General features: G+C 60.7%; 10 protein-coding genes. 9 read left to right on the top strand and 1 reads right to left on the bottom strand.

Annotated features, from left to right (window positions below; translation table 11 throughout):
* Nucleotides 1-125: 125 nt before the first annotated feature.
* The 4 genes from coxB (at nucleotide 126) to AC07YV_RS26635 (ending at nucleotide 4,531) form a co-directional block, all read left to right on the top strand.
* The gene (coxB, locus tag AC07YV_RS26620) at nucleotides 126-1,253 is read left to right on the top strand and encodes a cytochrome c oxidase subunit II (protein WP_102674486.1); all 1,128 of its coding nucleotides are present in this window, start codon (nucleotides 126-128) and stop codon (nucleotides 1,251-1,253) included.
* An 82-nt stretch (nucleotides 1,254-1,335) separates the two neighbouring features.
* Nucleotides 1,336-2,928, top strand: a complete 1,593-nt coding sequence (ctaD, locus tag AC07YV_RS26625) for a cytochrome c oxidase subunit I (RefSeq protein WP_102702120.1) — start codon at nucleotides 1,336-1,338, stop codon at nucleotides 2,926-2,928.
* A gap of 138 nt (nucleotides 2,929-3,066) precedes the next feature.
* Entirely contained in the window at nucleotides 3,067-3,618 is a 552-nt protein-coding gene (locus tag AC07YV_RS26630) for a cytochrome c oxidase assembly protein (protein ID WP_102702119.1), read from the top strand.
* 25 nt (nucleotides 3,619-3,643) lie between these two features.
* On the top strand, nucleotides 3,644-4,531 hold the full coding sequence (locus tag AC07YV_RS26635; RefSeq protein WP_102702118.1) for a cytochrome c oxidase subunit 3: 888 nt from the start codon (nucleotides 3,644-3,646) through the stop codon (nucleotides 4,529-4,531).
* A 33-nt stretch (nucleotides 4,532-4,564) separates the two neighbouring features.
* Here AC07YV_RS26635 and AC07YV_RS26640 read toward each other — a convergent pair whose 3' ends face one another.
* Entirely contained in the window at nucleotides 4,565-4,768 is a 204-nt protein-coding gene (locus tag AC07YV_RS26640) for a twin transmembrane helix small protein (protein WP_102702117.1), read from the bottom strand.
* A gap of 70 nt (nucleotides 4,769-4,838) precedes the next feature.
* On the opposite strand from AC07YV_RS26640, the gene AC07YV_RS26645 reads away from it, so the two are divergent.
* Genes AC07YV_RS26645 through AC07YV_RS26665 form a run of 5 tightly spaced genes read left to right on the top strand, consistent with a single transcriptional unit; the run spans nucleotide 4,839 to nucleotide 8,741 of the window.
* A complete protein-coding gene (locus tag AC07YV_RS26645) occupies nucleotides 4,839-5,579 on the top strand; it encodes an SURF1 family protein (protein ID WP_102702116.1) in 741 nt (246 codons plus the stop codon).
* Nucleotides 5,545-6,138, top strand: a complete 594-nt coding sequence (locus AC07YV_RS26650) for a PA_0111/PP_0108 family redox-active disulfide protein (protein ID WP_015092896.1) — start codon at nucleotides 5,545-5,547, stop codon at nucleotides 6,136-6,138. Before AC07YV_RS26645 ends, AC07YV_RS26650 begins: the two co-directional genes overlap by 35 nt.
* A 10-nt stretch (nucleotides 6,139-6,148) precedes the next feature.
* Nucleotides 6,149-7,222: a COX15/CtaA family protein gene (locus tag AC07YV_RS26655; RefSeq protein ID WP_102702115.1), complete on the top strand. Its 1,074-nt coding sequence runs from the start codon at nucleotides 6,149-6,151 to the stop codon at nucleotides 7,220-7,222.
* Nucleotides 7,210-8,109 carry a heme o synthase gene (gene cyoE / locus AC07YV_RS26660; RefSeq protein WP_015092898.1) on the top strand — a complete coding sequence of 300 codons (900 nt, stop codon included), beginning with the start codon at nucleotides 7,210-7,212 and terminating at the stop codon, nucleotides 8,107-8,109. Before AC07YV_RS26655 ends, cyoE begins: the two co-directional genes overlap by 13 nt.
* Nucleotides 8,106-8,741, top strand: a complete 636-nt coding sequence (locus AC07YV_RS26665) for an SCO family protein (protein ID WP_102702114.1) — start codon at nucleotides 8,106-8,108, stop codon at nucleotides 8,739-8,741. Before cyoE ends, AC07YV_RS26665 begins: the two co-directional genes overlap by 4 nt.
* Nucleotides 8,742-8,827 lie beyond the last annotated feature (86 nt).

Consider the following 8,827-nt stretch of genomic DNA (forward strand, 5'->3'; position numbering starts at 1 on the left):
TTAGCTGATGACGCCCGACTGCATATGCAGCAAGGCCCGGTGCTCAAGTTCGTAGTCTGATGCAGCCGCTCCCTTGCCGCAGGTGAAAGCCGGCGGGATAACAAGAACGATAAGGGGAACCCGCAATGATGCGACATCCACATGTCTGGATGGGCCTCCTGTTGTGGTCGATTTTCAGTCAGGCGCAAGCGGCCTGGACTGTGAATATGGCGCCTGGAGCGACTGAAATCAGTCACGCAGTATTCGACCTGCACATGACCATTTTCTGGATCTGTGTGGTGATCGGCATCATCGTTTTTGGTGCCATGTTCTGGTCGATGATTCTCCACCGCCGCTCGACCGGGCAGGTGGCCGCCAAATTTCATGAAAGCACCACCGTCGAAATCCTCTGGACCATCGTGCCCTTCCTGATCCTGGTGGCCATGGCGGTTCCCGCTACCGCGACCCTGATCAAGATGTACGACGCCAGCGAGCCGGAGATCGATATCCAGGTCACTGGCTACCAGTGGAAGTGGCACTACAAATACCTGGGCCAGGACGTCGAGTTCTTCAGCAACCTGACCACCCCCCAGGATCAAATCCACAACAAGGAAGCCAAGAGTGAGCACTACCTGCTCGAGGTCGACAAGCCATTGGTGCTGCCGGTCGGCACCAAAGTGCGCTTCCTGGTGACCTCCGCTGACGTGATCCACTCCTGGTGGGTGCCGGCATTCGCGGTCAAGCGCGATGCGATACCCGGGTTCGTCAATGAAGCCTGGACCCGCATCGACAAGCCCGGCATCTACCGTGGCCAGTGCGCCGAGTTGTGCGGCAAGGATCACGGCTTCATGCCGACCGTGGTCGAGGTCAAGGAAAAGGCCGATTACGAAAAATGGCTGGCCGATCGCAAGGTCGAGGCCGCGCAGCTCAAAGAGCTGACCAGCAAGGAATGGACCCTCGACGAGCTCAAGGAGCGCGGCGACAAGGTCTATCACACCACTTGCGTGGCCTGTCACCAGGCCGAAGGCCAGGGCCTGCCGCCGATGTTCCCGGCACTCAAGGGCTCGAAAATCGCCACCGGACCGAAAGCAGATCACCTGAGCATTGTCTTCCACGGCAAGCCTGGCACTTCCATGGCCGCGTTCGGCAAACAGCTCTCGGAAGTCGATATCGCAGCGGTCGTGACCTATGAACGTAACGCCTGGGGCAACAACAAGGGCGACATGGTCACGCCAAAAGAAGTGCTGGAGCTGAAACAGGCGGAAAGCAAATGACCCGGTCTATTGCGCACGTAAGGAACCGGTCGGGGCTACGGACCCCGACCTGCCCAGCCCATCTGTTTGCAGGAGACAGGACATGACTGCTGTAATCGATGAACATGTTCATACCGCCACCGACCACGCCCACGGCCCCGCCAAAGGCCTGATGCGATGGGTGCTGACCACCAACCACAAGGACATCGGCACCCTGTATCTGTGGTTTGCGTTTTCCATGTTCCTGCTCGGCGGTTCGTTCGCGATGGTGATTCGCGCCGAGCTGTTCCAGCCGGGGCTGCAGATCGTCCAGCCGGAATTCTTCAACCAGATGACCACCATGCACGGTCTGGTGATGGTCTTCGGCGCGGTGATGCCGGCCTTCGTCGGCCTCGCCAACTGGATGATCCCGCTGATGATCGGCGCGCCGGACATGGCCCTGCCGCGAATGAACAACTTCAGCTTCTGGCTGTTGCCGGCGGCGTTCCTGATGCTGGTGTCGACCCTGTTCACCGCCGGTGGCGGGCCGAACTTCGGCTGGACGTTCTACGCGCCGCTGTCGACGACCTACGCACCGGAAAGCGTGACCTTCTTCATCTTCGCCATTCACTTGATGGGGATCAGCTCGATCATGGGGGCGATCAACGTGATCGCCACCATCCTAAATCTGCGCGCCCCCGGCATGACGCTGATGAAAATGCCGTTGTTCGTCTGGACCTGGCTGATCACAGCGTTCCTGCTGATCGCGGTGATGCCGGTGCTGGCGGGCTGCGTGACCATGATGCTGATGGACATCCACTTCGGCACCAGTTTCTTCAGCGCTGCCGGTGGCGGTGACCCGGTGCTGTTCCAGCATGTGTTCTGGTTCTTCGGCCACCCCGAGGTGTACATCATGATCCTGCCGGCCTTCGGTGCCGTCAGCTCGATCATTCCGGCCTTTTCGCGCAAGCCGCTGTTCGGCTACACCTCGATGGTCTATGCCACGGCGAGTATCGCGTTCCTGTCGTTCATCGTTTGGGCGCACCACATGTTCGTGGTCGGCATTCCGCTGGTGGGCGAGCTGTTCTTCATGTACGCCACCCTGTTGATTGCGGTGCCAACGGGCGTGAAGGTGTTCAACTGGGCCAGCACCATGTGGCAGGGCTCGCTGACCTTCGAGACACCGATGCTGTTTGCCGTGGCGTTCGTGATCCTGTTCTCCATCGGCGGTTTCTCCGGACTGATGCTGGCTATCGCCCCGGCGGACTTCCAGTACCAGGACACCTACTTCGTAGTCGCGCACTTCCATTACGTGCTGGTACCGGGGGCGATCTTCGGGATCTTCGCCTCGGCCTATTACTGGTTGCCGAAATGGACTGGCCACATGTACGACGAAACCCTCGGCAAGCTGCATTTCTGGCTGTCGTTCATCGGCATGAACCTGGCCTTCTTCCCTATGCACTTTGTGGGGCTGGCGGGCATGCCGCGACGGATTCCGGACTACAACCTGCAGTTCGCCGACTTCAACATGGTGTCGTCGATCGGCGCATTCATGTTCGGGGCCACGCAGATCTTCTTCCTGTTCATCGTGATCAAGACCATTCGCGGCGGCCCGCCGGCACCGGCCAAACCGTGGGATGGAGCTGAAGGCCTGGAGTGGAGCATCCCGTCGCCAGCGCCGTATCACACCTTCACCACGCCGCCGGAAGTGAAATGAACGCCTGCCCCTTTGTAGGAGCGAGCTCGCTCGCGATGGTCGTCAACGATAACGCTGGCAACCTGACACCCCGCGGCGCTCTCCAGTTTTTCGCGAGCAGGCTCGCTCCTACAGGGGTTGGCGTAGAGGTTCAAAACCATGGCTGACTCGATTTCAATGAAGAAACTGGTCACGCGCCTGCTGACGGTGGTGGTGGCAATGTTTGTGTTCGGGTTTGCGCTGGTGCCAATCTACGACGTGATGTGCAGGGCCTTCGGTATCAATGGCAAGACAGCCGGGCAGTACGAGGGGGAGCAGACGGTCGACACCTCGCGGCAGGTGCGTGTGCAGTTCTTGTCGACCAATACCGCCGATATGCCATGGGATTTTTACCCCAAGCATGACGAGCTGACCGCTAACCCGGGGGCGGTGAACGAGATGATCTTCATCGCCCACAACCCTACCGATAAGCCGATGAGTGCCCAGGCAGTGCCGAGCATCGCGCCAAGCTCCGCGGCGGCGTACTTCCACAAGACCGAATGTTTCTGCTTTACCCAGCAAGTGCTGCAGCCCGGTCAACGGATCGAGATGCCGGTACGTTTCATCGTTGACCGTGACATGCCCAAGGATGTGAAGCACCTGACGCTGTCTTACACGCTGTTCGATATCACCGCCCGACATCCACCGGTAGCTGTAAACACTGGCGGCTGAGCGTGCCCGATAAGGAGAACAATAAATGGCAACTCATGAGCATTATTACGTACCGGCCCAGAGCAAATGGCCAATCATCGCCACGGTCGGCATGTTCGTCACGGTGTTTGGCCTGGCCACCTGGTTCAACGATCTGAAAGCGGCGCGCCCGGAATCCCATGGGCCACTGATCTTTTTCGTCGGCGGGTTACTGCTGGCCTACATGCTGTTCGGTTGGTTCGGCACGGTGATCAAGGAAAGTCGCGGCGGCTTGTACAGCGCGCAAATGGATCGCTCGTTCCGCTGGGGCATGAGCTGGTTCATTTTCTCGGAAGTAATGTTCTTCATCGCCTTTTTCGGCGCACTGTTTTATGTGCGTCACATCTCCGGGCCGGCGCTTGGCGGTGAAGGCGCCAAAGGCGTCGCGCACATGCTGTGGCCGAACTTCCAGTTCACCTGGCCGCTGCTGGACAACCCCGACTCGAAACTGTTTCCGCCACCCAAGGAGGTCATCAGCCCCTGGGGCCTGCCGCTGCTCAACACTGTGTTGCTGGTGAGCTCCAGCGTGACTGTGACCATCGCCCACCACGCCTTGAAAAAGGGCCATCGCGGCGCACTGAAACTCTGGCTGGCGCTCACCGTAGTGTTGGGCTGTGCATTCCTCATCTTCCAGGCCGAAGAGTACATGCACGCCTACCGCGAACTGGGTCTGACCCTGGGTTCGGGCATCTACGGCGCGACCTTCTTCATGCTCACCGGGTTCCACGGCGCCCACGTGACCATCGGCACCATCATCCTGTTCGTGATGCTGATGCGGGTCATGCGCGGGCACTTCGACAGCGAGCACCAGTTCGGCTTCGAAGCGGCGAGCTGGTACTGGCACTTCGTGGATGTGGTGTGGATCGGGTTGTTCGTTTTCGTCTATGTGCTTTGAAGCAGCTTGAAGCTAAAAGCTTGAAGCTTTGAGCTACCACGGCACGTGGGACACCAGCTGGCCGCTGAAAAACCCCCAGGTGATCAGACCGAGGGTAATGGCGGCCAGCGTGACACGCACACTCAAGGCAATGACGAGGCGGTTTGAGCTGCTGTCGTCCTTGACCAGAAAAAACAGGCCGCTGAACAGGCTGACAACCGTGGCAATCAGCATCAGGACGATGGCTGCTTTGAGCATGGTGAGACTCCGGGGGACAAGCGATGCACTTGAGTATAGCTATCGCGATGACCGACTTTCTGGCAATGCCATGAAGCGCTTTCGGCCGGGTATCGTGCCAACGCTGGTGGTCGCGCTGTTGCTGCCGCTACTGGTGTCCCTGGGGTTCTGGCAATTGAGCCGGGGCGCGGAGAAAAGCGCGCTGCTGCAAACCTACGCCGAGCGCCGGGCCGCCGAGCCGATGGCCAGCACCGAGCTGCAATACACCGCTGACCCGGCTTTCCGCCGGGTTCGCCTGCATGGCCGCTTCGATGCCGAACACAGCCTGCTGCTGGACAACAGTCAACGTAACGGCAGGGTCGGCGTCGAGCTGTTGCAACCCTTTCATGATCAGGCCAGCGGGCTCTGGCTGCTGGTCAATCGCGGCTGGCTGCCCTGGCCGGAGCGCCGCACACCCGTGCAATTCAAGACACCTGTCGAGGCAGTCAGCCTCGACGCGTGGGTCTACGTCTCCCCCGGCGCGCCGTTTCAGTTGCATGCAGACCCGGCGACAGCGACGTGGCCGAAGCTGATTACGGCCGTTGAACCGGCCAGTCTCTGGAAGACGCTGAACCGCGAAGGCTTTGCCTTTGAGCTACGCGCCGAAACCGCTTCGGCCACCTATCAGGCCGACTGGCCGGTGGTCGCCACGGGCCCGGAAAAACATATCGCTTATGCCGTGCAGTGGTTCGCCATGGCGATCGCCCTGTTCGGTCTTTATCTCTATCTCGGCTGGCACAACGCAAAGGAGAAACACCATGGGAGCGGCCATGAATCCACCCAGCATGTCTGAGGCGAAACCTTCGGTGAACCGGCGCAAGGGCCGTATGCAACTGCTGCTGATCCTGCTCGGGGTGATCGGTCCGATGATCCTTGCCACCGGCATGTACAAGCTGAATTTCTGGGTACCCGAGGGCCGCAGTTATCACGGCGAACTGATCGGCAACGGTCAGACCCGCGCGGACATCGGCGTGCAGGCCCAGGAAGAGCGTTGGCAGATCCTGGTGACCGCGCCCAAGGATTGCGCGGTGGACTGCCAGCAACTGGTGTATCTGGCGCGGCAGATCCAGATCGGCCTCGGCCGCGATGCGTCCCGTGCCAGCCATGCATTGGCCGCCGCGCAGGCGCTGAACAGCGATTACGAGACTAAACTTCAACGCGAGTACCCGCAGTTGCAACGCTATTCACTGGACTTGCCTGCCTACACAAAAGGCGCTCAGAGCAACGACGCGCCGCACCTGTGGATCATCGACCCCCACGGCAATCTGGTGCTGCGCTACGACCCGTCGGTGAAGGGCAAGGACCTGCTGAACGATCTGCGCCACCTGCTGAAACTGTCGAACATCGGATAAGGGCATCGTCATGGCCAAGCCTGGATTTCGCCTCGCGTTGTTTGCCACCTTGCTGGCACTGATTGTGGTGTTGCTCGGCGCCTACACCCGCCTGACCCACGCCGGCCTCGGCTGCCCGGACTGGCCAGGCTGCTACGGTTTCATCAGCGTGCCGAAAAGCGAAGCCCAGCTGGCCCATGCCGAATTGCACTTCCCGGACGCTCCGGTCGAGGCCCACAAAGGCTGGAACGAGATGATCCACCGCTACTTCGCTGGCACGCTGGGTGTGTTGATCGCGGTGTTGGCCGGTCGTGCGTGGTTGCATCGCCGTCATCCGGGGCAACCGGTGAAGTTGCCATTGTTTCTGTTGGCGGTGGTCGTTGGCCAAGCCGCGTTCGGTATGTGGACGGTAACGCTCAAGCTCTGGCCGCAGGTGGTCACCGGGCATTTGCTTGGCGGCTTCGCGACCTTGAGCCTATTGTTTCTGCTGACCTTGCGCCTGTCCGGCGTACTGCCGGCGCTGACCGTGCCACGACGTCTGCAGCACTGGGCGACGGCGGGGCTGTTGCTGGTGATCGGGCAAATCGCCCTCGGTGGCTGGGTCAGTTCCAACTACGCCGCAGTGGCCTGCATCGATTTTCCAACCTGTCACGGCCAATGGCTGCCGCCTGCCGATTTTGCCAATGGCTTTCATCTGACCCAACACATCGGGCCGAATTACCTCGGCGGGCAACTGGACAGCGACGCCCGTACGGCCATCCACCTGACCCATCGCATCGGTGCCTTGCTGGTCACCCTGGTGTTGCTCGGCCTGGCCTGGCAATTGAAGGCGGTCGGCATGACGCGCCTGGCAGGCCTGGTGCTGATCGCCCTTGGTGCACAAATCACCCTGGGTATCAGCAACGTGTTGTTCCATCTGCCGCTGCCGGTGGCCGTCGCGCATAACGCGGGCGGTGCCGCGCTGTTGCTGACCATGGTGCTGGTCAATTACCACGCTCGAACCAGTCTGGTCCGGGTCAAGCAGCCAACGCGCTGGCGCTTCAGCCTGCGTAAACACTCAGCCGGGCCCATAACAATAAAAGGAGAGATGCCATGGCGATTCTGATCGGCGAACGTCCCAGTCAGGCGATCTGGCGTGACTACCTGGAGCTGACCAAACCCAAAGTCGTGGTGCTGATGCTCATCACTTCACTGGTGGGGATGTTCCTCGCGACCCGTGCCGGGGTGCCGTGGACGGTGCTGGTATTCGGCAACCTGGGCATCGCCCTGTGTGCCGGTGGTGCCGCGGCGGTCAATCATGTGGTGGACCGGCGCATCGACGCGGTGATGGCGCGCACCCACAAACGGCCGCTCGCCGAAGGCCGGATTTCTCCGACTGCTGCGCTGACGTTCGCGCTGGTATTGGCGGCCCTCGGGCAAGCCATGCTGCTGGCGTTTACCAACCCGCTGACCGCATGGCTGACTCTCGCCTCGCTGCTCGGCTATGCGGTGATCTACACCGGATTCCTCAAGCGTGCGACCCCGCAGAACATTGTCATCGGCGGTCTGGCCGGTGCCGCGCCGCCCTTGCTCGGCTGGACCGCCGCCACCGGTCATGTCAGCGCCGAACCGCTGCTGCTGGTGCTGATCATCTTCGCCTGGACCCCGCCGCACTTCTGGGCGCTGGCGATCCATCGCAAGGAGGAATACGCCAAGGCCGACATCCCGATGCTGCCGGTCACCCATGGCGAGCACTACACCAAGATTCATATCCTGCTGTATACCTTTGCGCTGCTCGCCGTCAGCCTGATGCCCTACGTGATCCACATGAGCGGTATGCTCTACCTGGTCTGTGCGCTCGGGCTGGGCGCGCGCTTTCTGCAATGGGCCGTGGTGTTGTACCGTGGCACTCGGCCGCACGCGGCGATCAACACGTTCAAGTACTCTATTTACTACTTGTTCCTGCTGTTTATCGCCCTGCTCGTAGACCACTACTTACTGTTGAACCTATGACTCGAACCCAGAAAACCGTCTTCATCCTCGTCGCCCTGGTCGCACTGATCCTGGGCCTGACCGTCAACAAGGTACTGTCCGGGAAAAACCAGGGCGACCCGACGGCACTGATCGACGCCGGTATCATTTTGCTGCCGCAGAGCCGCAATCTGCCGGACGTGACGATGACCAATCAGGACGGCCAGCCGGTCGCGATCAATGAATTGAAGGGTAAGTGGAGCCTGCTGTTCTTCGGCTACACCTTCTGCCCGGACGTCTGCCCGACCACCCTCGCCCAGCTGCGACAGATCAAGAGCGAGTTGCCGCCCGAGGCGGTGGACAAGCTGCAGATCGTGCTGGTCAGCGTCGACCCCCATCGCGACACGCCCCAGCAGCTCAAGCAGTACCTGGGCTACTTTGACCCGCAGTTTGTCGGCTTGGCGCCAAAGTCGACCGATGAGCTGCAAAAGGTCTCCAACGCGGTGAGCATTCCGTTCATTCCGGCGGACACCAACAAGCCAAACTACACGGTCGACCACAGTGGCAACCTCGCGGTGATCGGGCCGGACGGCACGCAGCGCGGCTTCATCCGGGCGCCGTTGAACAACGCGAAGCTGGTGGCGCAATTGCCGGTGATGCTCAAGCGCAACTAAGTGACACAAAACCCTGTGGGAGCGGGCTTGCTCGCGAAGGCGGTGGTTCAGCCGACATTGATAGTGGCTGACACACCGCCTTCGCG

Source organism: Pseudomonas sp. GW456-E7, assembly GCF_059424105.1.

What these genes read in the sequence shown, in the direction of transcription:
- coxB (WP_102674486.1), top strand. Translation starts at nt 126, where the DNA reads ATGATGCGACATCCACATGTCTGGATGGGCCTCCTGTTGTGGTCGATT.
- ctaD (WP_102702120.1), top strand. Translation starts at nt 1,336, where the DNA reads ATGACTGCTGTAATCGATGAACATGTTCATACCGCCACCGACCACGCC.
- AC07YV_RS26630 (WP_102702119.1), top strand. Translation starts at nt 3,067, where the DNA reads ATGGCTGACTCGATTTCAATGAAGAAACTGGTCACGCGCCTGCTGACG.
- AC07YV_RS26635 (WP_102702118.1), top strand. Translation starts at nt 3,644, where the DNA reads ATGGCAACTCATGAGCATTATTACGTACCGGCCCAGAGCAAATGGCCA.
- AC07YV_RS26640 (WP_102702117.1), bottom strand. Translation starts at nt 4,768, where the DNA reads ATGCTCAAAGCAGCCATCGTCCTGATGCTGATTGCCACGGTTGTCAGC.
- AC07YV_RS26645 (WP_102702116.1), top strand. Translation starts at nt 4,839, where the DNA reads ATGAAGCGCTTTCGGCCGGGTATCGTGCCAACGCTGGTGGTCGCGCTG.
- AC07YV_RS26650 (WP_015092896.1), top strand. Translation starts at nt 5,545, where the DNA reads ATGGGAGCGGCCATGAATCCACCCAGCATGTCTGAGGCGAAACCTTCG.
- AC07YV_RS26655 (WP_102702115.1), top strand. Translation starts at nt 6,149, where the DNA reads ATGGCCAAGCCTGGATTTCGCCTCGCGTTGTTTGCCACCTTGCTGGCA.
- cyoE (WP_015092898.1), top strand. Translation starts at nt 7,210, where the DNA reads ATGGCGATTCTGATCGGCGAACGTCCCAGTCAGGCGATCTGGCGTGAC.
- AC07YV_RS26665 (WP_102702114.1), top strand. Translation starts at nt 8,106, where the DNA reads ATGACTCGAACCCAGAAAACCGTCTTCATCCTCGTCGCCCTGGTCGCA.